General features: G+C 63.2%; 15 protein-coding genes. 6 read left to right on the forward strand and 9 right to left on the reverse strand.

Features of this window, described 5'->3' with window-relative positions:
- Window positions 1-67: 67 nt before the first annotated feature.
- The 3 genes from araD to ASE94_RS06235 all read left to right on the forward strand — a co-directional run bounded on the left by araD (window position 68) and on the right by ASE94_RS06235 (window position 3694).
- Window positions 68-1798 carry an L-arabinonate dehydratase gene (gene araD / locus ASE94_RS06225; protein ID WP_062629663.1) on the forward strand — a complete coding sequence of 577 codons (1731 nt, stop codon included), beginning with the start codon at window positions 68-70 and terminating at the stop codon, window positions 1796-1798.
- A 157-nt stretch (window positions 1799-1955) separates the two neighbouring features.
- Window positions 1956-2855 carry a dihydrodipicolinate synthase family protein gene (locus ASE94_RS06230; protein WP_062629664.1) on the forward strand — a complete coding sequence of 300 codons (900 nt, stop codon included), beginning with the start codon at window positions 1956-1958 and terminating at the stop codon, window positions 2853-2855.
- Between the two features lie 68 nt (window positions 2856-2923).
- Window positions 2924-3694 carry an SDR family oxidoreductase gene (locus ASE94_RS06235; protein ID WP_062629665.1) on the forward strand — a complete coding sequence of 257 codons (771 nt, stop codon included), beginning with the start codon at window positions 2924-2926 and terminating at the stop codon, window positions 3692-3694.
- Between the two features lie 180 nt (window positions 3695-3874).
- Here the strand turns inward: ASE94_RS06235 and pbpC are convergent, their stop codons facing one another.
- The 7 genes from pbpC to ASE94_RS06270 all read right to left on the reverse strand — a co-directional run bounded on the left by pbpC (window position 3875) and on the right by ASE94_RS06270 (window position 18815).
- On the reverse strand, window positions 3875-6004 hold the full coding sequence (gene pbpC, locus ASE94_RS06240) for a penicillin-binding protein 1C (RefSeq protein ID WP_082460989.1): 2130 nt from the start codon (window positions 6002-6004) through the stop codon (window positions 3875-3877).
- On the reverse strand, window positions 6001-11487 hold the full coding sequence (locus ASE94_RS06245) for an alpha-2-macroglobulin family protein (RefSeq protein WP_062629666.1): 5487 nt from the start codon (window positions 11485-11487) through the stop codon (window positions 6001-6003). Before ASE94_RS06245 ends, pbpC begins: the two co-directional genes overlap by 4 nt.
- A gap of 171 nt (window positions 11488-11658) precedes the next feature.
- The gene (locus ASE94_RS06250; RefSeq protein ID WP_062629667.1) at window positions 11659-13707 is read right to left on the reverse strand and encodes a M3 family metallopeptidase; all 2049 of its coding nucleotides are present in this window, start codon (window positions 13705-13707) and stop codon (window positions 11659-11661) included.
- Between the two features lie 72 nt (window positions 13708-13779).
- Window positions 13780-14868: a DUF1513 domain-containing protein gene (locus tag ASE94_RS06255; RefSeq protein WP_061911891.1), complete on the reverse strand. Its 1089-nt coding sequence runs from the start codon at window positions 14866-14868 to the stop codon at window positions 13780-13782.
- Window positions 14869-14870: 2 nt separating this feature from the next.
- Window positions 14871-15920 (reverse strand): imelysin family protein, encoded by a 1050-nt coding sequence (locus ASE94_RS06260; RefSeq protein ID WP_061911890.1) that lies wholly within the window; start codon window positions 15918-15920, stop codon window positions 14871-14873.
- Entirely contained in the window at window positions 15920-17431 is a 1512-nt protein-coding gene (locus tag ASE94_RS06265) for a di-heme oxidoredictase family protein (protein ID WP_062629668.1), read from the reverse strand. Before ASE94_RS06265 ends, ASE94_RS06260 begins: the two co-directional genes overlap by 1 nt.
- A 130-nt stretch (window positions 17432-17561) precedes the next feature.
- Complete coding sequence (locus ASE94_RS06270) at window positions 17562-18815, reverse strand: imelysin family protein (RefSeq protein ID WP_062629991.1); 1254 nt, start codon at window positions 18813-18815, stop codon at window positions 17562-17564.
- Between the two features lie 156 nt (window positions 18816-18971).
- Here ASE94_RS06270 and ASE94_RS06275 point away from each other — a divergent pair, with 156 nt between their 5' ends.
- From ASE94_RS06275 to ASE94_RS06285, 3 genes are all read left to right on the forward strand, one after another.
- Window positions 18972-19973, forward strand: coding sequence for an iron ABC transporter substrate-binding protein (locus ASE94_RS06275; protein WP_061911888.1), 1002 nt, complete (start codon window positions 18972-18974; stop codon window positions 19971-19973).
- A 130-nt stretch (window positions 19974-20103) separates the two neighbouring features.
- Window positions 20104-21555 carry an iron ABC transporter permease gene (locus ASE94_RS06280; protein WP_244484000.1) on the forward strand — a complete coding sequence of 484 codons (1452 nt, stop codon included), beginning with the start codon at window positions 20104-20106 and terminating at the stop codon, window positions 21553-21555.
- Window positions 21555-22568 carry an ABC transporter ATP-binding protein gene (locus tag ASE94_RS06285; protein WP_061911886.1) on the forward strand — a complete coding sequence of 338 codons (1014 nt, stop codon included), beginning with the start codon at window positions 21555-21557 and terminating at the stop codon, window positions 22566-22568. Before ASE94_RS06280 ends, ASE94_RS06285 begins: the two co-directional genes overlap by 1 nt.
- Here ASE94_RS06285 and ASE94_RS06290 read toward each other — a convergent pair.
- Both ASE94_RS06290 and ASE94_RS06295 read right to left on the reverse strand, forming a co-directional pair.
- Complete coding sequence (locus ASE94_RS06290) at window positions 22565-23248, reverse strand: response regulator (protein ID WP_061911885.1); 684 nt, start codon at window positions 23246-23248, stop codon at window positions 22565-22567. The genes ASE94_RS06285 and ASE94_RS06290 overlap by 4 nt on opposite strands.
- Window positions 23245-25905: a sensor histidine kinase KdpD gene (locus ASE94_RS06295; protein WP_061911884.1), complete on the reverse strand. Its 2661-nt coding sequence runs from the start codon at window positions 25903-25905 to the stop codon at window positions 23245-23247. The genes ASE94_RS06290 and ASE94_RS06295 overlap by 4 nt, the downstream gene beginning before the upstream one ends.

Raw genomic sequence — 25905 nt, forward strand, 5'->3', positions numbered from 1 at the left:
CACGGCTGGGGGCCCGTTGGGAGGCGGGCCCCTTGCTTCCCTGCAGCGACGGCATGAGGAGGAGATCATGCGCAAGACATCAGAGCAATTGCGGTCCGCGCGCTGGTTTGCGCCTGACGACCTCCGGAGCTTTGGGCACCGCTCGCGCCTGATGCAGCTCGGCTATTCCGAGGCCGATTTCATGGGCAAGCCCGTGATCGGCATCCTCAACACTTGGTCCGAACTCAACGCCTGCCACAGCCACTTTCCCGAGCGTGTCGAAGCGGTGAAACGCGGCGTGCTCGCGGCAGGCGGGTTTCCGGTCGAGCTGCCGACGCTCTCGGTCGACGAGAGTTTTACCAAGCCGACATCGATGCTCTATCGCAATCTCCTTGCCATGGAGACCGAGGAAACCATCCGCTCGCACCCGCTCGACGGTGTGGTGCTGATGGGCGGTTGCGACAAGACCACGCCCGGCCTCGTCATGGGCGGGATCACCGCCAATGTGCCGATGATCTACCTGCCCGCTGGGCCGATGATGCGCGGCAATTATGCCGGCAAGACACTGGGCTCAGGCTCCGACGCCTGGAAATATTGGGACGAGCGCCGCGCCGGCAATGTTTCGGACGAGGAATGGCAAGGCCTTCAAGGCGGCATCGCACGCTCGGCGGGCGTCTGCATGACCATGGGCACGGCGTCGACCATGACCGCCATTGTCGATGCCATGGGCCTCACCCTGCCCGGCGCGTCATCCATCCCGGCGGTCGACTCAGCACACCAGCGCATGGCCGCCGATTGCGGGCGGCGCATTGTCGACATGGTCTGGGAGGACCTCGCGCCCAACCGTATCGTCACCGAAGCCTCGATACGCAATGGCGCCATTGTCGCCATGGCCACCGGCTGCTCGACCAATGCCGTGGTCCACATCATTGCCATGGCGCGCCGCGCCGGGGTCGACCTCGATCTCGACGATCTCGACGCGCTGGGACGGACGACACCCCTTCTCGCCAATGTCCGCCCGTCGGGCACCGGCTATCTGATGGAAGACTTTTACATCGCCGGCGGGATCAGGGGGCTGATGGCCCAGATTGCCGATCGCCTCCACCTCTCTTGCATCACCGCCAATGGCAAGACGCTCGGCGAGAACCTCGATGGCGCCAAGGTCTATAATGACGATGTCATTCGCCCGCTGTCGAACCCGGTCTATCACGAGGGCTCCCTCGCCGTGCTGCGCGGCAATCTTTGTCCCGATGGGGCGGTGATCAAACCTGCAGCGTGTGACCCGAAATATTATCAGCATCAGGGCCCGGCGCTGGTCTTTGATTCCTATGCCGAGATGAAGGCGGCGATCGACGACGAAGATCTCGATGTCACGCCAGACCACGTTCTGGTGCTTCGCAATGCGGGTCCGCTCGGTGGTCCCGGCATGCCCGAATGGGGCATGCTGCCCATCCCGAAAGCCCTTATCAAGCAGGGCTTTCGCGATATGCTGCGCATTTCCGACGCGCGCATGAGCGGCACCTCCTATGGCGCCTGCGTGCTGCATGTGGCGCCGGAGGCTTATGTCGGCGGTCCGCTGGCGCTGCTGCAGACCGGGGATATCGTCAAACTCGATCTCGAAAATCGCCGGCTCGACATGCTGGTCGCCGAAGACGAAATCGAGCGCCGACGCGCTGCCTGGACGCCGCCCGAACCTCGCTTTCAACGCGGCTGGGGCTGGATGTATTCCAAACATGTCACCCAGGCCGACAAGGGCTGCGATTTTGACTTTCTGGAGCGCGGGTTTGGGCCTGCGGCTGGGGAGCCGGATATTTATTGAGGGAATGCGGGGACCTCGTGGTGAACACGATGCCCTCACGTCCACCGACTGTCATCCCCCCGCAGGCGGGGATCCATCTTCGAGATCTCAGGATGGGCCCCGCCTGCGGGGGGATGACATCGAGCATAGGGCGCCACTGGAGCACAAGGAAAAGCATATGCCACTCACTCTCGACCAGGCACTGACCGGCATTTCCGGAATTCTTGTCACCCCCTATGACGACAAGGGCGACGTGGCGCCGCAAAAACTGGTGCCGATCATCGATCGCGCGCTTTCCGCGGGGCTTCATATGCCGGTGGTCAACGGCAATACCGGCGAATTCTATGCGCTGACGACCGACGAGGCCTCGACCATGGTGCGCGAGGTCGTCGCGCTGGTTGATGGCCGAGCGCCTGTGCTCGCCGGCATTGGCCGCGGCATTCGCGACGCGACGACGCTGGCCAAGACCTCCGCCGAAGCTGGCGCTACGGCGCTGATGATCCACCAGCCGCCCGATCCCTTCGTGTCGCCGCGCGGCGTCGTCAATTACATCAAGGCCGTTGCCGATGCCTCGGGCGGATTGCCGATGATGCTCTATCTGCGCAACGACGCGATCGGCACCAGGGCCATTGCCGATCTCTGCGCTGTGCCGGGGGTCAAGGGCGTCAAATGGGCGACGCCCAATCCGCTCAAGCTTGCCGAAGCCAAGGCCGCTTGCGATCCCGCGATCGTCTGGGTCGGTGGGCTCGCCGAAGTCTGGGCGCCGAGTTTTTATGCTGTCGGCGCGCGCGGATTTACCTCAGGGCTCATCAATGTCTGGCCAGAACGGTCGCTCGCCATTCACGCCGCACTTGAGGCCGGAAATTATGCCGAGGCCAATGAACTCGTCGCCGGCATGCGCGCCTTCGAAGATATCCGGGCCGAAGAAATGAACGGCACCAATGTCACTGGCGTCAAGGCCGCACTCAAGGCGCTTGGCCGCGAGTGCGGCCCGACGCGGCCGCCTTCCGCCTGGCCGCTCACACCGGCGCAGCAGGGAAAACTCGACGCGTTTATAGCCGCGAACCAGCTCCGCTGATTTTGCGGTTTTCTTGCAGCGGTTGGGAGGCTAGATAGCAAAAAACTATCGAGCCTTCCGGAGCCGCCATGACTGAAACCGCCCGCTATCCCAGCCTTGCCGGCATGCCGGTCGTCATTTCCGGCGGCGCCTCGGGGATCGGCGAGTCGCTTGTCCGCCTTTTTGCGGCGCAGGGGGCGAAGGTGGGCTTTGTCGATATCGCCGATGAGGCGGGCAAGGCCTTGGCCGAGGAACTAACCGCGGCCGGCCAGACTGTTCTCTTCACCCTCTGCGACGTCACCGACACCGAAGCCTATCAGGCCGCCATCGCCGGCTTTGCCGCCGCCCATGGGGATACGCTGGCGCTGATCAACAATGCCGCGCATGACCAGCGCCACGACTGGAGCGAGGTGACCCCCGCCTATTGGGACGAGCGCATGGCGGTCAATCTCAAGCATGCTTTCTTCGCCATCCAGGCCGTGGCGCCCGGCATGATCAAGGCTGGGCGCGGCTCGATCATCAACACCGGGTCGATCAGCTGGATGATCATGACCTCAAAAATCCCGGTTTACGAAACAGCCAAGGCTGCGACTCATGGGCTGACCCGGTCCATGGCGCGCGAACTTGGCAAGAGCGGCATCCGCGTCAATACGCTCGTGCCCGGCTGGGTGATGACGGAGCGGCAGATCACCCATTGGCTCAATGCGAAGGGGGAAGCCGAAATCGAAGCCAACCAGCCGCTTGCCGGAAGAGTCATGCCGGAGGATGTCGCGCGCATGGCGCTGTTCCTCGCGGCGGATGACAGCAAGATGATCTCGGCGCAGCAGTTCGTGGTGGACGGCGGCTGGGCGAATGCCTGAGGGGGTTTTCTCCTTAGCATATGATCAAACGCATACCTGAGCAGACGACAGCCCACTCTTGATGTCACCCCGGCCTTGAGCCGGGGCCATCCTGAGATCTCAAGATGGATCCCCGCCTTCGCGGGGATGACAGCCGGTAGATGTGAACAGGCAAGCGTGCCGCAATGGCGGGCCCAAAAATCAATCCAAAAACACCGTGACGCTATCCCCCCTGCCCTCGGCGTCGACGACGGAGAGCGTCACATAGCCCGGACCATCCGGCGTCCAGCTATCTTGCCTTCCGAATTGCGACCGCCCAAACGGCGCACCATTGGCAAAGAAAGTGAAAGGCGGGACGCCGTTGCGGACTTTTACGGTGAGCGGCGCTTGCGATCCCGAGGCTAGGCCGAGATCGACGTCTACCCCATCGCCGGGAAAGGCGATTTCTGGCGAAGCGACGCGGGCGACGAGGTTTTCGTTGGGGTGCCGGAAGCGGCGAAGCGGGGTTGGCAGCTCCGCATTGGAGGCCGAGAGCACGCCCGGCGGGGCCTTAGGCAATGGCGCCTTGCGGCTGCCGAGGCGATCGAAGGCTTCGAACAGCACGGGTGCGGCGCCCAATATCCCAGAAAGCCCCGGCACGGGCGCGCCATCGGGGCGGCCGACCCAGACTCCAATGACGGTCTTGCCATCAAAGCCGATGGCCCAGGCATCGCGATAGCCATAGGACGTGCCGGTCTTATAGGCGATGCGGCCGGGCGAGCCGTTCAAAGGCGGCGGCACGTCGGCCAGAATATCGGCGACATACCAAGCCGAGACCGGATCGAGCACGGGCGCTGCCACCTGCTGCTCCGGCCGCGGGCCGATGCCATCGTAAAGCGTCACCGGCACGCCGCCATGGCCGATGGCGGCATAAACAGAGACGAGATCGCGCAAGGTGATACCGACACCGCCAAGGCCCACGGCAAGGCTTGGGGCCGTATCGACCGGCAGGCGCGGATCGGCGTGGGCGCGGCGGAGACGCGAAACGAGTCGCGCCGGGCCGACGGCATCGAGCACGACAACGGCGGGGATATTGAGCGATTCCGTCAGCGCGTCGTGAATGGTGACGGTGCCGCGACTAAAGCCGTCGAAATTGACCGGCACATAGCCGCCGAAAGCGGTGGGGCGATCTTCGATCAGGCTTTGCGGATGGGCAAGGCCAAGCTCGAAGGCGAGGCCATAGATCATGGGTTTTAGGGTCGAGCCGGGCGAGCGGATGGCCCGCGTCATATCAACGAAGCCCGCGCTTTGCTGATCGAACAGGCCTGCCGAACCGACGGAAGCGAGGACCTCGCCGGTCTCGATATCGGCGGCGACAATGGCGACTGAGACGCGCGGATCGATCAGCCTTGCCCGCGCTGCTGCAAGACGCTCCAGCGCATCCTGCAATTGCCGATCGAGCGTCAGCGCCACGGTGCGGGCTTCGGGTTGGGCTTTTGTGGCCTGCTCGGCCATATGCGCCGCGAGCATGGGGAATGCGCGGCGGGCATCGGGTATGGGTTCGCGCTTGGCGGCCTCGGCCTCTTCTGCAGCGATCGTACCGGTGGTCACGAGTCTATCGAGCACCTTGTTACGGCTCGCGAGTGCGGCAACTAGGTCGCGATCGGGACGCCGTGCTTCGGGGGATTGCGGCAGGGCGACGAGCAGCGCTGCCTCGGCTGTCGTCAGCCGCGTCGGCTCCTTGCCGAAATAGGCCAGGCTCGCGGCGCGAATGCCCTCGATATTGCCGCCATAGGGGGCGAGGGTCAGGTAGAGATCGAGGATTTCGTCCTTGCTGAGATTGGCCTCGAGCTGCTGGGCGTGGACCATCTGGCGCAGCTTGCCATAGGCATTGCGGGTCGGCTGACCTTCAACGAGCCGCGCGACCTGCATGGTCAGCGTCGAACCACCAGAGACGATTTTTCCGCCGGCCAAGACGAACTGCCCGGCCGCGCGCGCCATGGAGGACCATTCCACGCCTTCGTGGCGCGCGAAATTGCGGTCCTCATAGGCGAGCAGCATGTCGATGAAGCGCTTGTCGACATCGGCCTTGGTCGCGGGCAGGCGCCAGCGGCCGTCGGCGGTGGTGAAGGGCCGAAGAAGGAGCCCGTTGCGGTCGGTGACGGCAACCGAGACCGGCATGAGGGCGACATTGGGCACGGGCGGCAGATTAGCCGAAATGGTCGTGACCCAGGAGGTGAGCTGGATCACAGAGGCGAGTACCAGCACAAAGAGCGAAAAGCCAAGCAGGGTCAGCCGCGCCACCCAGGGGCGCGGCCGTTTGGCTTTGTTATCTCCGTCCGCCTCGATCATGGACCGCTGGCGGTGATCTCGATGGCGCCGGCGGCGGTATTGGCGCGGAACTCGGGCCGATACATGTCTTCCACCGTCGCGCCCGGCAGCACGAAGCTGCCCGGGGTCACCGCCCGCACGAGATAGGCAGTGGTGAAGGTGCCGGGATCGGACGAGTAGCGGAAGGCGGCGACATATTGGTCGGTCCGCGATTCCACATGGCTCGGCGCATCAAGGCTCAGCCAATTGAAGTCCGACGCACCATCGCCGGCCGACAGGCTCGGGTTCTCGATTTCTAACCCGGCCGGGAGCGGATCGGCGACGATATACTGGCCAGAGCCGAGATTATCCGGCCGCACGCGCAGCACGACGACGAGCCTGTCGTTCTGGCTGAGCGATCCGTCGGTCGGATCGACCTCGGTGCCATCGGGCAGGTAGTAGTCGCGGGTGATGGTGAAACCGTTCTCGCTCGCCTCGGGCGGGGTCGCGGGATATCCCGTGACAGTCACCTTGGCCTCGGTATCGGCTTCGCCATTATTGCCGATCTCGATCGGCGTGAAGCCAGTCTCTTCGAAGCGGCGATAGACCTGGCCCGTTAGCGCCTCGCCATTGAGGCTCACCGAGCCATCGGTGGTCGAAGCGCCAAGTGCTGCGGCGGCGAGCAGCGTCCAGCTATCTTCTTGGGTGGACGTATATGTGGTGCGGTCCCGCATCTTGGCGAGCTGGTTGGAAAGCGAGGTCAGGTCAACGCCCGAGGGCTTGAACTCAGCCGCCAGCGCCAGGACGCCGGCCATGTCGCGCATGCGGCTGCCATAGTCGTCGCGATAGCGATTGGCGTTTTCGCGGGCGCTGAGGCTGTCAAGCGCGGCGGCAAAAGCCTCGCTCGCCCGGCTGGTATCGCCATAAAGGGCGAGTGCTGCACCGAGCTGTGCCTTGGCCAGCGGCGAACCGAAGGCGGAGAGGCGGGCTTCGAAATAGTAGCGAAGATCGCCCATCGCCACGCGTCCGGCGCGCGCCAGATCGTAGAGCGCATAGGCAATGGCTTCGCCGCCATTGTCGAAATCAGAGGCATAGGAGAGCTGGTTCGAGAGATTATCGAGCGCCATCCCGAGCGCCTGTTCGGGCACGGCATAGCCGGCCGCCTTGGCGCGGAGGAGGAAGTCGGTCACGAAACCATCGAGCCAGAAATCACCGCCATCGAATGGCCCCCAAAGTCCGAAGCCGCCGGCCGATGTCTGCTTGGCGAGAACGCTGGCAATGGCATCGGTGACGGTCTTGCTGAGCTTGTCGTCCTCGGCGACGCCGATCATGCGGGCGACATCGTTGAGGTAAAGGAGCGGCAAGGCACGGCTCGATGTCTGCTCGGCGCAGCCATAGGGGTAGCGATCGAGCGAGAGGAGGAGCCCCGGTACGTCGAGACGGGCGATGGGGCCGATGGCAAGGGTGACCGAGCCGGTATCGGCGAGGAAGCCCTCGAAGATATCGCGGCCGATTTCAGCGGTTTCGCCAGCCTTGATCGGCAGGAGACGGCTGGTGGTCACCGGCGCAGAGGTCGGCCGGACGCCAAGGAGCAGGTCCTTGGTCTGGACCGTGCCATCGGGCGCGGTGATGGTGAGCGCCACCGGCCAATCGCCGATTTGCATGCCATTGAGGCTCAAATCGAGCGAGGTGCGTGCTTCCTTGTCGAGGGTGACATCCTGCTCTTCGGACGAGACCGAAATCCCCTCCACGCTTGAAAGCGCGAGCTTATAGGTGCCGGCTTCGCCGCTGACATTGTTGACCTCGACGAGAAGCCGCGCCTCATCGCCGACGCGGAGGAACCGCGGCGGGCTGAGGGTGACGACGACCGGATCGCGCACCAGCACATCGGCTGAGGTATGACCCACGGCGCTCGCCGTCCAGGCCATGGCCATGACCCGCACCGTGCCGGTGAAATCGGGCATGTCGAAGCTGACTTCGGCCGTACCGTCTTCGCCTACGGTGACAATGCCCGAATGGAGCGCCACGAGAACCGAAGTCGGCGGCGGCGTGCCCAAGCGCGAACCGCCACCATCGCCGCCCGAGCGCATCGCGCCGGCCAGACCCTGCGTCGGATCGATCAGCGAACCGTAGAGATCGCGGATATCCATGCCGAGTTGGCGCTGGCCGAAATAGTAGTCATCGGGCGCCGGCACTTTGAAATTGGTGAGGTTGAGAATGCCGAGATCGACGGCCGCCACGGCGACATAGGCCGTTTCGCCCGGTTGTACATTGGCGATTTTGACCTTGGTGGTGAAGGCTTCGCGCGGCAGGGTTTCGGTCGGCGTCTCAAGGCTGACATCGAGCTTGCGGTCGCCGGGCTCCACATCGGCGAAAGCGAGGCCAAGCGCGCGCGAGGGCATGCGCTTTTCGGCAGCGTCGGACGGGCGATAGAGGATCGCGGTCACATAGGCGCCGGGGCCCCATTCCTCGGTGACCGGCAGGCCGACAGTCGTGCCGCCTTCTGGCACATCAACGGCTTCCATGGCGATGACGCGATTGTCGATCACCATGACCAGCGCCTTGCCGGCAAATTGCGGATCGAGTTTCAGATTTGCCGTGTCGCCGACCTTATAGGCGTCCTTATCGAGGGCCACCTGCAGCGTGTCGGGCGTGTCCGAGCCGGCATCGGCGTAATAATAGCCGGCATAGAATTCGTAGCTCGACGAGGTGCCATCGCCCTCGACTTCAAGGCGATAGAGCCCCCAATCGACATTGGCGCCGACAGTCGCGGAGCCGCCATCGGTGGTTTCGGCGGTGCCATTGGCGATATCGCGGGCGGTGGTGATCCCTTCCCACTTCCAGGTGCTGCCATCGCGATACCATTGGTAATTGGTCTCGACCTTGGACAGCGTCCAGTTGAGATCGCTGGCCGCGACCTTCTCGCCTTCGGGCGAAACGGCGATCAGCTCAAACTGCGCCTGGCTGCCTTCCTGCAAACCAGAGGCATCATCGAAGACAGGCTTGATGCCAATGCGCACGCCATCGGCTTCGACAGCGCGGGTGATGCTGCGCTCGACCGTGCGGCCGCTGGTATCGACAAGGCGAAGAAGAATCTGGGCTACGAGCGGCCGCGTCGTCACCTGCGCTTCGGGCAAGGTTACCTCGGCAACGGCATTGCCTGCATCATCGGTGATGCCGACGATGCCGAGCGGCTCGCGGGTAGTTTCGATGGTGTCGTCGAGCCGGCCGAAGGTGAAGCCGGGGAAATCCGGCAGGGTCGTGCGCGGGCTTAGGATCGCATCGGCTTCGATGGAAAGCCCAGGCGCTGTCGCACCATAGAGATACTTGGCCGCGATATCGATCGCATTGACTTCGCCGGCCTTGAACGGCCCATCGCCTTCCGGCTTGATTTCAAAGGCCAGACGCTCGGGTTCGAAGTCTTCGACAAGGAAGGTGGTTGTCGAGAGCGCATCGGCGTTCGGATCGGAATAAAGGCGCAGCGTCCACGAGCCGCGCATGGCCTCATCGGGCATGGGCAGAGCGGTGAAATAGCCGCCGGCGCCTTCGTCATTGAGCACCTGCGTGTCGGCCAAGACGCCATCGGGCCGCTCGATCTGCAGCGTCAACGGCAGTTTTGTAACCGCCTCGGCCTTGGCATCGCGCAGGAGTGCCGTGAGATAGACCGTCTCGCCGGGGCGATAGACGCCGCGCTCCGTGGTCATGAACGCATCGAGCGGGCCGGGCGACGGACGCCCTTCGACGCCGCGATCGGTCAAGTCGAAGGCGGGCTTCGAGAGATCGAGGAAGGCATAGTCGCCATCGGCGGTTTCCGCCACCAGCAATTGCGGCGCGCGGCCACCAGTGCCACGGGCGAGGCCCGGCGCAAAGACGGCGCGGCCATCGGCATCGGTTTTGGCTTCGCCAAGGATTTCATTGTTGACCGCAACGAGCCGGACAGTGGCATCGGCCACCGGCTCAGCACTATCGAGGCTGCGCACGAAGGCGTGGACGCCATCATCGCCGGCAATGGTGGTGAGGCCGAGATCGGTGACGATGAACCACTGCGTGGCCAGCTCGGTCCAGTATTCCTCATCGGTATCGCCCTTGATGCGGGCGGTGATGACATAGGCGCCAGCTTCCATCTGGCCGAGCGTGTCCGCCACTGGAATAGCAGTGGTGACGAGCGCGTTGGGTTCGCCCTGGGCGAGATCGACCTCGCCCTTCCAGACTTCCTGGCCGGTTCGGTCGGCGATTTCCTCGGCATTGTATTGGGCAAGATTGCCCTGGAAAATGCCATCGCGCACGGCAGTAGCGATCGAGCGGTCGCCGATCCGGTAGATCATGACTTCGGCGGTTTCGGCATTGACCGAGGTGATCGGCAGGCCGCCGCCAAGCCCGGCGGGCATGACATAGGCATTGTTGGCAAAGCCGACAAAGGGCGCGCGATCGGGCACATAGACGTTGAGATCGACGTCTTTGGCCAGTTCTTCGCCATCGGCGGATTTGAGGCCGGCGCGGACCTTGATGTCATAGCGGCTGCCATGCTGCACGCCTTCGACGCAGATCTGGCTGGTCTCGGTTTCGACCGACACCTGCGGCGCATTGGCCACCGAAACGAAGGCAGACAAGTCGGTGCTGCCGAGGGGATCGGAAAAGACCATGCAGATGCGCGGCGAGGCGGCTTCAGCGTCGACTACGTGATCGGTGATGCGGAAACCATGCTGGGCAACAACATCGTCCAGATGCGCTTCGATATCGGCATCAGGCACGAGCTTGACGGCCAAGCGGTAGGTCGCGATCGCTTCGCGCCACATCTCGCGATATTCAAGGCTATTGGCGAGTGCACGAAGGGCGGAAGCGCGGGTTTCGACTTCCGTGGCGCGCAGGAACGCGTTCATCGCCGCGTTGGAGCCGACATAAGAAAGATCGTAGCTATTGTCGCCCTCGCTCTGCCCGGCGACAGCATCGGCACGGCGGAGCGCGGCTTCGGCCAGCGCCTGCCAGACAGCGCCGTCATTGGGATTGATGGCGAGCGCCTGACGATAGGCGACCATGGCGGCGGGATAGTTTTCTTCGGTTGCGGCTTCATCGCCCGACGTGACGAGATCGCCATAGACAGCCTTCGGCGCAGGAGCGTCGGTGTCGGGAAGGCTAGTCGCGAAAGACTTGGCAGAGTCGATAATGTCCTGAGCGGGGAACGGCAATTCGGCCTGGCGTACCGCTTCGGTCACGGCGGGCGATGGTGAATGGCTCACGCGGCCGGAGGTGGCGCCAGTAAATTCGGCTTCGTCACCAAGGCCGCCCTTGAGGAAGCACCACTTGCTCTGCGCATTGAAGGTGAAGGCACGGCAGATATTGTCGTCGGTGCATGCCGCCTGACAGGTGGGCAGATCGGTATCTCTAATGATCTGATAATCGAAGCCCGGGAGATCGGTGTTCTCGATCAGCGTGACCTTGCTTTCGGCCGAGGCCGGCAAGGATGTTGCCAAAGCCAGCGCCAGAGCACCGAACACGAAACGAACCAGATGACGGCCAGAGATCATGCTGCCCTCCCACAAGCTGCACCGCCGAGATAAGGACCTCAACGGTAACAAGATTGCAAGAGGGCGCTGGCGGACCTCGGCCAATGATTGTGCTGGACTTTGCCGCACCGTCACAATTGCCTAAGTCTCGGAGCCCAATCATGATCGCCGGATTTGAGCGGCGCGGTGGCCTTACCCGGTGGCGCCGCCTTCGGTTTCGAAGCCACGGTGCTTGAGAAGGCCCCCGACATCGGGATCGCGGCCGCGGAAGAGGCGATAGGCCTCGGCATAATCGCGCGAACCGCCGGCCGAATAGACATAGCGGTAGAGCCGTTCGGCCGTCGCCGTATCGAAGGGATCGCTGACCTCCTCGAATGCGTCGAATCCGTCGGCATCGAGCACTTCGGACCAGAGATAGCTGTAATAGCCGGCCGCATAGCCATCACCGGAGAACAGGTGAAGGAAGTGGGTGCTGGCGTGGCGGAGGGCGATTTCGGCCGGCATGCCGATATCGGCGAGAGTCTCGGCTTCGAGCGCTACAATGTCGGGATTGTCGCCGAGCGGCTTGGAGTGGAGATCCATGTCGAGCAGCGCCGAGGAAACGAATTCGACGGTTTCAAAGCCTGAATTGGCCTTGCCCGCCGCCTTCAGCTTTTCGAGCAAGTCCGGTGGGATAGTCTCACCCGTACGATAGTGGACGAGCCGTTCAAGGACGGGCTTGGATTCCAGCCAGTGCTCGTAAATTTGCGAAGGCAGTTCGACGAAATCGCGCGCGACGCTGGTGCCGGAAATGCGTGGGAAGGTGACATCGGAAAGAAGGCCATGGAGCCCGTGGCCGAATTCGTGGAACACGGTGCGGGCTTCATCCAGCGAAAGCAGAGCTGGTTGGCCGGCGGGCGGCTTCATGAAATTGCAGGTGTTGACGATGAGCGGCAGCACGTCGCCATCGAGCTTGGACTGCTTGCGGAACGACGTCATCCACGCGCCGCTGCGCTTGCCGGGGCGGGCAAAGAAATCGCCATAGAAGAGGCCAATGCTGCGCCCTGCCCGCTGGACTTCCCAGACGCGGACATCGTCATGATAGCCTTCGATATCGGGACGCAGCACGAAGCTGACGCCGAAGAGGCGCTCGGCCGTATAGAATGCGGCTTCGATGACTTTATCGAGTTCGAGATAGGGTTTGATGGCGGTTTCGTCGAAATCGTAGCGGGCAAGGCGCAGCTTTTCGGCGTAGTAGCGCCAGTCCCAAGCGGCGAGCTTGAAATCTCCGCCTTCGCTGTCAATCAAGTGCTGTAGCGCGTCCTTGTCCGCCAGCGCCCGTTCGCGTCCCGGCGCCCAAACGCGCTCCAGGAGATCACGCGCGGCCTTCGGCGTTTTTGCCATGCTGTCGGCGAGCTTGAATTCGGCATAGGTCGAATAGCCGAGAAGTTTAGCGAGCTCGGTGCGGAGGCCGAGGATTTCGGCGATGACGGCGTGGGTATCATTGGCATTGCCATTGGCGCCGCGCTTGACGAAGGCGCGCCAGACTTTTTCGCGCACCGATCGATCGCGCGCGAAATGCAGCACGGGCTCGACGCTCGACCGCGATGTCGTCACCGCATAGGGGGCGTTGAGTTTCCGGTCGCGCGCGGTTTCGGCAGCGGCGGCAAGGGCGGATTCGGGCAGCCCCTCTGCCTCGGCTTCGCTGAGCGCGAAGACCGTATCCTGCTCATCGGCCAGCACTTTTTGACCGAAGGTGGTGCCAAGGACGGCAAGGCGCTCGACGATATCGGCAAAGCGCTGGCGTTCGTCGGCCGAAAGCTGCGCGCCCGCGCGGACGAAATCGAGATGATAGCGCTCAAGGACGCGAAGGGCTTCGGGCGAGAGTCCCAGAGCATCGCGCTGCGTATAAAGTGCATCGACGCGGGCGAAGAGCTTTGGATTGAGGAAAATCGCGTTCCAGTGCCGGGCGAGGAGCGGCGCAACATCGCGCTCGACGGCCTGCAGAGCATCGTCGGCCTTGGCCGAAGTCAGTTGGGAAAAGACGAGATCGAGCCGATCGAGATTTTTGCCGCTCAGTTCGAGCGCGACAACCGTGTTTTCGAAGCTCGGCGCCTCGGCATTGTCGGCGATCGCAGCGATTTCGGCGGCATGTTCGGCGATGGCTGCATCATAGGCCGGGGCGAAATGCTCGGTCTTGATCGCGGAAAAGGGCGGCGCCTCAAAGGGCGTGGTCCAGGCTTCTAAAAAGGGATTGGTCATCGGCAAACTCCTTGGCTCAACAATGGGCTGGCAGATGCCCAGGAACAAGGGTTGGCTGATGAAAAAGGCGGCTCAAACCCGCAGCATGTGATTGTCGAAGTGAAAATCGAAACTTTGGGTTGGACGCTCGGCCCCGGCAATACCGATCATGTCGCCCATGCCGCTGGTGGCGATGAAGCCCGCGCCATCGGCCGCGAGGCCGCAGCCGCTGCGGAGCGTTTCAACGACCGCGGGCTGCCTGCCCTCGGCATCGATCGCGACGAGCAGGTCGCCTTCGGGTGATGAAACACCGATCTTGCTGCCATCGGCGGAGACGGCAACGGAGCCCACATAATTGCGCAGGGAGAGGATGGTGTCGGCGGGCAGTTCGATGAGGCGAATGTCGCCATCCATAGTGGCGTAGCCAACGAGCTGGGGCGCATACGAAGGACTGCCCTTATATTGGCAGCCGAACCAGACGCGGCTACGAGCATCGATGGCCATGTGGCGGATGGAGAGTTGGTGGAGACCGGCATCGAGGCGCAACTGGCCGACTAGCCGGCCGTCGCGCCGGTCGATGAAGACGACGGATGGGTCCATGGTCTCGATATTGAGTTCGGCGCGGCCGAAATCGGGGTGGGTTTCAATGCCGCCATTGGCGACGACGAATGTGACGCCATCGGGCATCAGCAGCATTTCGTGGGGGCCGGTGCCATAGGTGGGGAATTCGCCAATGCGGCGATAGCCATTGGTCGCGTCATAGATGCCGACAACGCCTTGGGCGGCCTCATAATCGCTTTCGGTCGCGTAGAGCAGTTTGCCATCGGGCGAGAAGACGCCATGGCCGAAGAAGTGGCGGCCGTCGATGCTGGTCAGCGTTTGAGGTGCGGCTTGACCATCGGGATCAAAGACCACCGCGAACGTTCCGGGTTGGCGGGCGAAGATGACTCCCCTGCCCGCCTCGCGACTGATGGTGATGTCGTGGCCGCGATCCGGAAGATCCAGAGTAGAAATGATGTCGCCGCGCTCGCCCATCAGCACCGCGCCATAGGCGCCGGAAGCGGTCTGGATGGCGCTGGCAAAGACCAGATCATTGCGCTCGAGCGCGAAGGCCTGACGCGGCAGGAGGCTCGCGGCAAAGCCGGCGCCAGTCGCTTTGAGAAAGGCGCGGCGCTGCCACATGATCAGTCTCCGTCGAGCGAGGAAAAGCCGACGCTGAGGCCGAGCGTGGACGAGAGTTCCTCGCCGATCAGTTGCTGCAGGTCCTGCGTTGCAACGACGAGATCGCCAAGCGCCGCGGTTTGTGCGGGGTCGGCGAGCGCTGTGTCGATCGGATCGGTGACCCGATCAAGGGCGGCCTCGGCACGATCAAAGGCGTCGGTGACTTTGGCAGCGAGCGCACCATCCGAAACCATGCCCGAAAGTTCGACGAGTTGGCGCAAGCCGCTGACATTGGCGCGGAGCATGGGGATCGTCTGCTCTGAACGCCAGAACAGGGCGAGACGCGGATTGGGCTTGGCATCGTCCTTGGGCAAGAAGGGATTGATACGGGTATCGCGGACATTTTCGATCCCGTGCGCGACGACGCCGATCAGCGCCTCAAGCGCCTCCGTCGTATCGCGATAGTCGGTATTTGCCGGATCTGGCTGGGTAAGGCGCTTGGCGATGCCGTTCGGGTCACTCCAGCCGTCGGCAAGGGCAGCGGCAATCTGGGCAATGTTTTGCGCGATAGCCTTGCCATAACCACAACGCGCTTGGCCGGCGGCTGAGGCCAGGGCTTCCTGTCCGGTGCCGAAAAGGACGAATTCGAGAGCGCCGAAACCCTGAACGGCAACACTTTTGCCTGTCAGCTCTTCGAGCGACGGCGTTTCGGATGCGGCGAGCACGGCCTGCACCTGCTTTAGACCGATACTGCGCCGATCGGGCCAGAATAGCAGCCGATCGGCGCGATTGTCCTCCATCAGCGGGCCAAGGCGCAAAAACTCGACGCGACCATAGGCCGTGGCAGCGCCGCTAAAGGCGGTCTTTGCCTCGGCAAGCGTTTCGGCAGACGGAGTGGTGCAGAGCGTCATCACTGCCGACGAGAGCGTCTCGGCCTCGCGGGCAAAAGAATTCATCTGCGGGCGGACGAAATTGCTGACGCTCGAGCGCAGCACCTCGGAAGGCGTCGTCGTTTGAGCGGCAACCGGAGCCGAAAGCGCAAGGGCAAGAACCGCACCAAAAAGAATCCGCATCACATCGACTCCAGGAAGGTCACGAGATCGGCGCGCTCGTCCGCACTCATTGCCGCGAAGGCATCGCGCGAGGCTTGGGCTTCGCCGCCGTGCCAGAGAATGGCTTCGGTGAGGTCACGCGCGCGGCCATCGTGGAGGAAGAAGGTGTGCCCCGAAACCGTCTGCGTCAAGCCGATGCCCCAGAGCGGCGGCGTGCGCCATTCATAGCCATCGGCTTGGCCTTCCGGTCGATGATCGGCAAGGCCTTCGCCCATGTCGTGGAGGAGAAAATCGGAATAGGGCCAGATCAGCTGGAAGCGATGCGCTGGATTCTCGGCGGCCTTGCTGGTGACGAATTTGGGCACGTGGCAACTCGCGCACTCGGCGCTATAAAAGGCTTTCTTGCCGGCCAGCACCTTGGGATCGTCGACGTCGCGCCGCTCGGGGACACCGAGGGTCTGGGCATAAAAGGTAACGAGATCGAGGACCGGATCGGGCGCCTCGCTGACGCCGAGACGTGGCTGTTCGCCGGTCAGCATGGCAAGGCAGGCGGTCTGGAATTCGGTGCAATCGCCATGGGGCAGATTGACGAGCGGGGTCGAAATCCCGACGTCGCCGGCAAAGGCGGCCGCGGATTGACTGCGGATGGTCGCCATCCCCGCTTTCCAGCCGAAACGGCCTAGGGCAACGGTCTTGGTTTCGGGCGCAATGGTCCAGTTCGGTCGGCCGGAAATGCCATCGCCGTCGCGATCTTCGGGATCGGCATGGGCGAGGATGTCTTCGGCCGGAATCTGCTCGACGAGGCCAAGGCCGATCATGGGATTGGCGATGCGCGGCGAGAGGCGGACGTCAGCGGCGAGCGGCCCATAGGCAAGATCGGCAGCGGAATAGGTTGGCTGGCGAAGCGTGACGACGGTGCCATCGCCAAGGGTAACCGGCAGGTCCTTGTAGTCGATGACCATGCGGCCTTCGGCCTTGAGGCCCGGAACGGCAAAGTCCTGAAGCTGAGTTCCGTAGACAGGGTCGCCGACTTCACCGGCGATGACACCATCCATGGCAAGGCGCGTATCTGGCTCTTTCGGCGGCACCGAAAGGCGCAGAAACATTGAGACGTTTTCGGCCTGGCCGGGGAATGGCGGATGGCCGCGACCATCCTTGATGTGGCAGCTCTGGCAGCCGCGAGCGTTGAAGAGAGGGCCAAGGCCATCCGAGGCCTGCGTGGAGCTCGGCGAACTCACCCAGATCTTGCGAAAGAGCGCATTGCCGAGCTTGAACTGTTCTTCCTGCTCGAACGTGAGATTGGCCTGAAAATGGCTGAACGAGTCTGCGTTGACGGAAAAGCGGGTCGTTGCCTTGCCGGCAGGATTGGTTTCGAACTTTTCGGGCTTGGAGAAATCGGTCGCAGGTGCCGTAACGGCCGCCACACGGGCGAGGTCGTCGCCGGAAATATCCGTGCGCTGCGTCAGGTCATTGGCAAAGACGAGACCAGTGCCAAGGAGGGCAACGAGCGCGAATGTCAGGCGGATGTGCATGGAAAAGACCGAACTGAAACCTTCACACCGGTTGCCACCCCGGCTTCAAGCCGGGGCCTATCTTGAGATCTCAGGATGGATCCCGGCCTTCGCCGGGATGACAGCCGGTGGTTGAAGACTTATGCGAGATTTACTCGAACACGGCATCTGGATGTGAGAGCGAGTCGCTGTCTTCGATGGTCACATCCGCAAGATCGAGAAGCGCCACGGCGCGTTCGATGCCGCGGGTCTGGGCGATGAGCCCATCGATGGCGGCCTGAACGACGGCATTGCCTTCGGTATTCCCCTCGGCGATCTGCTGGTCATAGGCTTCGACGGTCTCGGCACGCTTGGCCATGACGTTCATCTTGGCGACGGTATCGGCCAGCAGATCCTTGATCTCAGTGTCGAGAGCGGCGTCCTTGTCGGCGATGACGGCCGAAATGGAGGGGCCTTCGACGACGGAGCCATCAACGCGCACATAGCGGCCGAGATAGACGTTCTGGATGCCGACGGCGTCTTCAAGATGGGACACGTGGGTATTGTCCGAGAAGCAATCGTGCTCTTCTTCCGGATCGTGCAGCAAGAGGCCGAGCTTCATACGTTCGCCGGCCAATTCGCCGAAGCTGAGCGAGCCCATGCCGGTGAGAATGGCGGAAAGACCACGCTCCGGCAGGGCCTTGCGGGCTGCGCCATCGGCCGTCCAGTTGCCGACCATTTCTTCGAGATCGCTGACGAGGAGGGTCGTTGCGGCCTTGAGATAGGCTCCGCGGCGATCGGCATGTTCGGCGGTCGAATAATCGGTATAGGGGCGATTGCCGGCGCCAGGGCCAGTGCCGTTGAGATCCTGCCCCCAAAGGAGAAACTCGATGGCGTGATAGCCGGTCGCGACATTGGACTCGACGCCAGCGGCTTCCTGCAATTCGTTCTGCAGGAGTTCGGGCGTGATATTGGTGGCGTCGACCTCGGTGCCGTCGATCGTGATCTTTGGGTTGGCGATGACATTGGCGACATAGAGCGCGTTGCTGTCGCTTTCGGTGCCGTAGCTGGCATCGACATAGTCGATCAGGCCTTCGTCGAGCGGCCAGGCGTTCACCTTGCCTTCCCATTCATCGACGATCGGATTGCCGAAACGGAAGGCTTCGGTCTGCTGATAGGGAATGCGGGCGGCTTTCCAGGCGGAGCGGGCAGCGGCCAGGGTCTCTTCGCTGGGCTTGGCGATCAGGGCATCGACGGCAGCCTCGAGCGCCTTGGCGGTGCTTAGCGCATCCTCATAGCCGGCAAGCGCGAGATCGGCATAGTTTTGCAGAACCGCTTCCTCGCTCGGCGCTTCGGCCATGACCGCAACCGGGGAAACCGACAGAGCCAGAACCAAGGCCAAACCGCGCAGCGAGCGCCTGCCAATCGAAAACATCGCGCCATTCTCCAATGAAAGCTGCAAAGGTGATTAGGCTCATCACCTTTTGAAATCAACTGGCATGGACAAGCGCCGCGCTACAAATTAGACACTGGGCATCATCTTTAGCCGCCGCGGGCGGCATTTTTCGATGGAACAGTCGGAATGATCCGCAAACTGCCGCTTTTCGTCGGGACGTTCATCTCCCTCGCGCTCTCTACCGCCGCTTTTGCCCAGCAGGACCCGCTCATCGTCTACAATGCCCAGCACGAAACGCTGGCGCAGGAATGGGCCTCGGCTTTTACCGACGAGACCGGCATTCCCGTGGTGCTGCGCCAGGGGTCGGACCTCGAAGTTGGCAACCAGATCGTGCAAGAAGGCGAAAATTCGCCGGCTGACGTGTTTTTGACGGAGAATTCGCCAGCCATGGTGCTGGTTGATAAAGCTGGTCTCTTCGAAACGCTGCCGGAGGATCTGCTGGCGCAGGTGCCGGAGCAGTTCCGCCCCACCAATGGTAATTGGATGGGCATCGCCGCCCGCTCGACCGTCTTTGCTTATAACAAGGACAAGCTGACCGAAGCCGATCTGCCCAAGACCATGGCGGAACTGGCTGATGCCAAATGGCAGGGCCGCTGGGCCGCTTCGCCCAGTGGCGCCGATTTCCAGGCGATCGTCGCGGCCTATCTCGCGCTCGAAGGCGAGGACGCCACGCTGGCCTGGCTCAAGGGCATGCAAGAAAACGCGGTGATCGTCCGTGGCAATCGCGCTGCTCTGGCGGCAGCCAACAATGGCGAAGTCGATGGCGCACTGATCTACCACTATTATTGGTATGGCGATCAGGCCGGCACGGGCGAGAACAGCAACAGCACCGCCCTCCACTATTTCGGCAATGAGGACCCGGGCGCGTTCGTCTCGATCTCGGGCGGCGGCATTCTCAAGACCAGCAAGCACAAGGACGAGGCCGAAGCCTTTCTCCGCTTCATCACCAGCGCCAAGGGCCAGGATGTGCTGCGCGATGGCACTTCGTTCGAATATGCCGTCGGTGTCGATCACGCGTCCAATCCGGCGCTCCCGGCCCTCGATAGCCTTGATGCGCCAAAGATCGATCCGAGCCAGCTCGACACCGTCGGCGCGGCGCGTTTGATGACGGAAGCCGGGCTTCTCTAGTCAGCTCATGAGCGCGGTGACGGAAATCGCTATGGCGGATGGCCCGCGGCGCCGCTTGCGGTGGCGCCCGGCGCATCCCGTCGTCACCGCTTTTGCTGTGCTAACCGGCGCACTCTGCCTGCTGCCGCTTATGTTCGTCGTCTATATCGCGGCAACCAGCGGCTGGCAGGTGATCGCCGACCTTGTGCTCCGCCCCAAGGTTGGCGCGCTGCTGCTCAACACTTTTGCGCTGCTTGGGCTGGTCTTGCCGCTATCGGTAGCGCTGGGGCTGGGGCTGGCGTGGTTGATCGAGCGGACGGACCTGCCCTTTGCCCGCTTCTGGTCCTGGCTGGTCGTCGCGCCGCTGGCGTTGCCGGCTTTCGTCCATTCCTACGCCTGGAGCGCCTTTATGCCGCGCTTTCATGGGCTTGGCGCGGCGGTATTGGTTTCGATCCTTGCCTATCTCCCCTTCGTTTACCTGCCTATCGCTGCGCAATTGCGGCGGCTCGATCCGGCGCTCGAAGAAATGGCGCAGTCCATGGGAAAGCCGCCGCATCTGGTTTTTCTGCAGGTGGTGCTGCCGCAATTGCGGCTGGCGATCATGGGCGGGGCGCTGCTGATCGGGCTGCATCTGATGGCCGAATATGGGCTCTTCGTCCTGACGCGCTTCGACACTTTCGCCACCGTGATCGTCGATCAGTTCCAGTCTGCCTATAGCGGGCCATCGGCGAATTTGCTGGGCGGCGTCTTGGTCTTGCTGTGTCTGATGCTGCTTGGGCTCGAGACTGGCTTGCGTGGGGAGGAGCGATACGCGCGGGTTGGCGGCGGCGCCGCACGCGGGCGCATGGTCCAGGCATTGGGCAAGTGGCGCTGGATAGTCCTTATTGTGCCAGCCGGTCTTGCGGCTTTATCGCTGGGCGTGCCGATCCTGACGCTCGGGCGTTGGCTCTGGGCGGGCGGCGCGGAAATCTGGCAATTTGAGTTCATTCTGCCGGCATTGAGCCAGACGGCGGTTTTGGCGCTCAGCGGGGCGTTGCTCACGACGCTGGCCGCGATTCCAATGGCCTGGCTTGCCGTTCGGGCCCCAAGCAAAGTGCAGCGCTGGCTCGAGGGGAGCCACACCTATGTCGGCGCTCTGCCAGGCGTGATCATCGCGCTGGCGCTGGTGACGATCACCGTTCAGGTCGCACTGCCCCTCTATCAGACCGTCGCGACACTGCTTTTTGCCTATGTGCTGATGTTCATGCCTCGCGCGCTTGTTGGCCTACGGACCAGCATTGCGCAGGCGCCGGTCGAGCTTGAACGGGCAGCAGCAAGCCTTGGGCGCAAACCGCTGGCTGCGGTCTGGCATACGACGATCCGGCTTGCAGCACCCGGCGCGGCGGCGAGTGCGGCGTTGGTAGCGCTGGGGATCACGACGGAACTGACAGCGACGCTGATGCTGGCGCCCAATGGCACGCGGACGCTGGCCATGCGCTTCTGGTCTTATACAAGCGAACTCGACTTTGCTTCCGCCGCACCCTATGCGGTGCTGATGATCCTCTTCTCCTGTCCCCTCGTCATCCTGTTGCAACTGCAAGCCGATCGCCCGGAGCGCGGCTGATGCTCGTGCTTGACGGCGTGACGAAGCTTTACGGCGGCCAGCCGGGCGTGCGCGATGTCAGCCTAACGGCGCCGCGAGGCGGCCGGACGGTGGTGGTCGGCCCATCGGGCTCTGGCAAAACAACGCTATTGCGGCTGATCGCCGGCTTCGAGAACCTCGACGCCGGCAGCCTCACACTCTCGCACCGGTCACTCTGCAAGGCGGGGCAAAGCGTGCCGCCCCATCGGCGCAACATTGCTTATGTGGCGCAGGAAGGTGCGCTGTTTCCCCATATGAGCATTGGGGAAAATATCGGCTTTGCCGTGCCCAAGAGCGATGCTGGCCGGAGCGCGCGGATCGGGGAACTGCTTGAACGCGTCGGCCTGCCACCGGAAATGATAGCGCGCCGCCCCCACGAACTTTCGGGTGGCCAGCAGCAGCGCGTGGCGCTTGCGCGCGCGCTCGCCCAGAAACCGGACTTGATGCTGCTCGATGAGCCATTCTCGGCGCTCGACACCGGTCTCCGCGAGGCCATGCGCGACATGGTGGGCGATTTGCTCGCTGAGGCAGGGATCACCACTATACTTGTGACCCATGATCAGGCCGAGGCACTGGCTTTTGCCGACCATCTCGTCGTCATGCGCGCCGGATCGGTGGCCGATGCGGGCCCGCCGCAGCGGCTTTACGCGCAGCCGGCCGATGTCGAGACTGCGCGGTTCTTAGGCGAGGCCATCGTGGTCACAGGGGCGCTTGAGAACGGTGTCGCCCACACGCCTCTGGGCATGATCGCGGTCAACCATCCGGATCAGGGGCGTGCGGAGATTCTCGTGCGGCCAGAACATATAGTTTTGGGTCCCGACGGCGCGAAGGGTGTCATTACGCACCGCGCCTATCGTGGCGCGCAGTGGCGGCTTGAGATCAAGCCGGATGCGGATGTCCCTTCGATAATCGTCGATGTGCCCGCGACGGTGGAGCACCAGCCGGGTGACGTGGTTTTCCTGCAGGTCGCAGGAAAAGGTCACGTCTTCGCCTAGGCCTCCGAGGCCTCGCGCAGACGATAACCGACGCCGGTTTCGTTTTCGATGAGGCCCGTTCCGGCGCCAAGTTTTGCCCGCAACTGGCCGACGAGCACCCGCAGATATTGCGCATCGTCCTTGTGAGCGGGTCCCCAGAGCCGTTGCAACGCCATGGCATGGGTCACGACGCGCCCGGCGTTATCGGCCAACAGCACGAAGAGATCGTATTCCTTGGGCGTCAGGTGGATGGTGTCCCCTGCCCGGTGCACGAGCCGCTTGTCGCGATCGAGGACGATATCGCCGAAGGCTTGCGGCTTATGCGGTATCGTTGCGGGTTCGCGATGCCGGAGAGCGACCCGGAGGCGTGCGAGAAATTCGCCGATGCCGAACGGCTTTTCGATATAGTCGTCCGCTCCCGCGTCGAGCGCAGCGATCTTCTCGGCCTCCTGATCGCGGGCCGACAACACGATGATCGGCACGGTCGAAAAGGCGCGCACCGTCTGAATGACTTCCTTGCCATCCCCATCGGGAAGGCCTAGGTCGAGGACGATCAAGGCAGGCGAGCGTGTTGCGGCTAGGCGCTTTGCAGCGGCGACGGTTTCTGCGCTTTCGACTTCGAAATCGGTCGCTTCGAGTGCTGCGCGCAAGAAGCGCTGGATCTGGGGTTCATCATCGACAACGAGGATACGCGGCTTCACGAGGCTGCTCGCTCGCTGCGCGGCAGGCGGATGACAAAACGCGTGCCGCGGCGACGTATGGCAGGGCTTTCAGCCTTGATCGTTCCGCCCATGGCCATGATGAGCCCGCGCGCAATGGCAAGGCCAAGGCCCGTGCCCGCGGCGCGCCCATCGCCCTTGGTGCGGCGATAAAATTTTTCAAAGATGCGTTCCAGATCCGCCTCCGGGATGCCTTTGCCTTCGTCGGTCACGGCGAGCACAACTTCGCGGCCCTCGCCACGGGCATAGACCGAAATCGTCCCATCGCCACCATATTTGCGCGCATTATCGAGAAGATTGAAGAGAACCTGTTCCAAAAGCGGAGCATCGGCGGCGGCGGCGGGCAGATCATCGGCGAGACTGACGTCGAAATCGACGCCGGGATGAATGCGCCGGGCGCGGGACACTGCGGAGGCGATGACATCGCGAAGGTCGATGGGATCGCGACGCGCCTTGATCATTCCCGCTTCGATGCGGGTCATCTCGAAGAGATTGGCGACAAAGCGCGTCAAGCGCCCGGCTTCCTCTTCAATTGAGAGCAACAGATCGGAACGTGTTTCGACAGGCATTCTATCGCCGAGTTCGCGAAGGCTTGTAACGGCTCCGGTGATGCTGGCGAGCGGGGTCTTGAGATCATGCGAGAGCGAAGAGAGGAGCGCCGCTTGCACCTTTTCGCTTTCGCGGGCGACGGTCGCGCGGGCACTCTCGCGGGAAAGCCGGGCACGATCGAGCGCGATCGCGGATTGTTCAAGGAGCGCATCGAGCGTGCGTTGTTCGCTCTCGCGTGGAGCGCCATCCTCGTGCCGCATGGCAAAGCCGGCGACGGCGAGCACCCGTTGCCCGGCCATGACGGGCCGCAGGAGATAGGGCACTTGCGGCAGGGTGCCCGTGAGAAAGCCGGCAGGCTCGCGCTTGTCGAGCGCCCAGCGCGCCGCGATCATCGCGGTGGCATCAAACGTTTGGTCGGGTGGCCAAGCGGAAATGACATCGAGTTCGCCAGTTTCATCTGGCGCAAGGACGATGACGCCACGACCGAGCGCCGTGTGGAAATGGCTCGCCATGGTGTCGAGCACCTGATCACGGCCAAAGGTTCCAGTCATTTTCCGCGCGAAATCGAGAAGCGCTTGCGCCTGTCGGGCCTGTTGGGCGGTGCGGTCGACGCTGAGCCGCAGGCTCGCCGCGAGTTGGCCCGCCGCCAGCGCCACGGCGACGAAAATGGCAAGTGAGAGCAATTCTTCGGGTCGCGCGACGGTGAGGCGGCCCGTCGGATCGATGAAGAAAACATTGTAGGCGAAAAACGAAAGGAGCGACGCGATCAGCGCCGAGAGGCGACCCGCGACGACCGCCGAGATCAGCACCGCCGCAAGGTACAGCATCGAAAGGTTTTGAAGGGCCACCAGCGCGGACACGCCAAGCCCCAGAAGCGTCGTCGCACCCACCGCGAGGATCGGCACGCCGAGGGTCAACGCCCATTCGGGTGGCGTCTTGCGCCGAGAGAGACTGATCCGGCCTTTGTCCTTTCGCGTCGCCACAACATGAACGCTGATTTCTCCGCCGCGTGCGAGGAGCGCATCAGGAAGGGAGCGACGCCAGAAGGGCGCCTTGCTGCTACGGCCGATGACGATCTGAGTGATATTTTCGCGCCGGGCAATCCTGAGGATGGCGTCAACAAAATCGCGCGCACTTTCGCGGCGGGTTTCTGCGCCGAGACGCTCCGCCAGGCGCAGCGTTGCTTCAAGCGTGTCATTGGCGGCGCCACTCGGTGGCAGGCTATGCGGGCGGAAGACCGATAGCACGATCCACCGGGCATTGAGACCCGAGGCGAGCCGGCTGGCTTCACGCACCACCGTGTCGGACATGCCATCGGGCCCGACGCAGACAAGCAGCCGCTCACCTGTCGCCCAGGGGCCTTCGATGGCACTCTGGCGGAGGAAATCGATCATCTGATCGTCCACCCGATCGGCGGCACGTCGGAGACTGAGCTCGCGTAGCGCCGTAAGCGTCGATGGTTTGAAAAACCCATCGAGCGCCCGACCGGCATTGTCGGGCAGATAGATCTTTCCCGCCTTGAGGCGCTCGATCAGCTCGGCCGGCGGCAGATCGACGAGAATAACCTCATCGGCCCCCTTGAGGACGATATCGGGCACGGTCTCGCGCACGGGAACGCCCGCGATGCGGCCGACGAGTTCGGAGAGGCTTTCGAGGTGCTGGATGTTGAGCGCGGTCCAGACGTCGATCCCCGCGGCGATCAATTCTGCGATATCCTGGTAGCGCTTGGGATGCCGGGCGCCGTCGGGATTGGTGTGGGCGAGTTCATCGACGATCAGCAATTGCGGATGGCGCTTGAGGGCGGCGTCGATATCAAATTCACCATAGGCACCCTGCGCGTCCCGGCGCGGCAGGGTTTCGAGACCTTCAGCGAGGGCGCTGGTCTCCGAGCGGCCATGTGTTTCGACCAGCCCCACGACCACATCGACGCCGCGCTCCTTCAGCGCCTGAGCGCGTTCGAGCATGGCAAAGGTTTTGCCGACGCCCGGCGCCATGCCGAGAAAAATCGTAAGCTTGCCGCGCTTTTCACGCGCGGCAAGCTGCAAAAGAGCGTCCGGATCGGGCCGGTTCTGCTCGCTGCCTTGGCCCAT

Source organism: Devosia sp. Leaf64, from assembly GCF_001421945.1.
Lineage (GTDB): Bacteria > Pseudomonadota > Alphaproteobacteria > Rhizobiales > Devosiaceae > Devosia.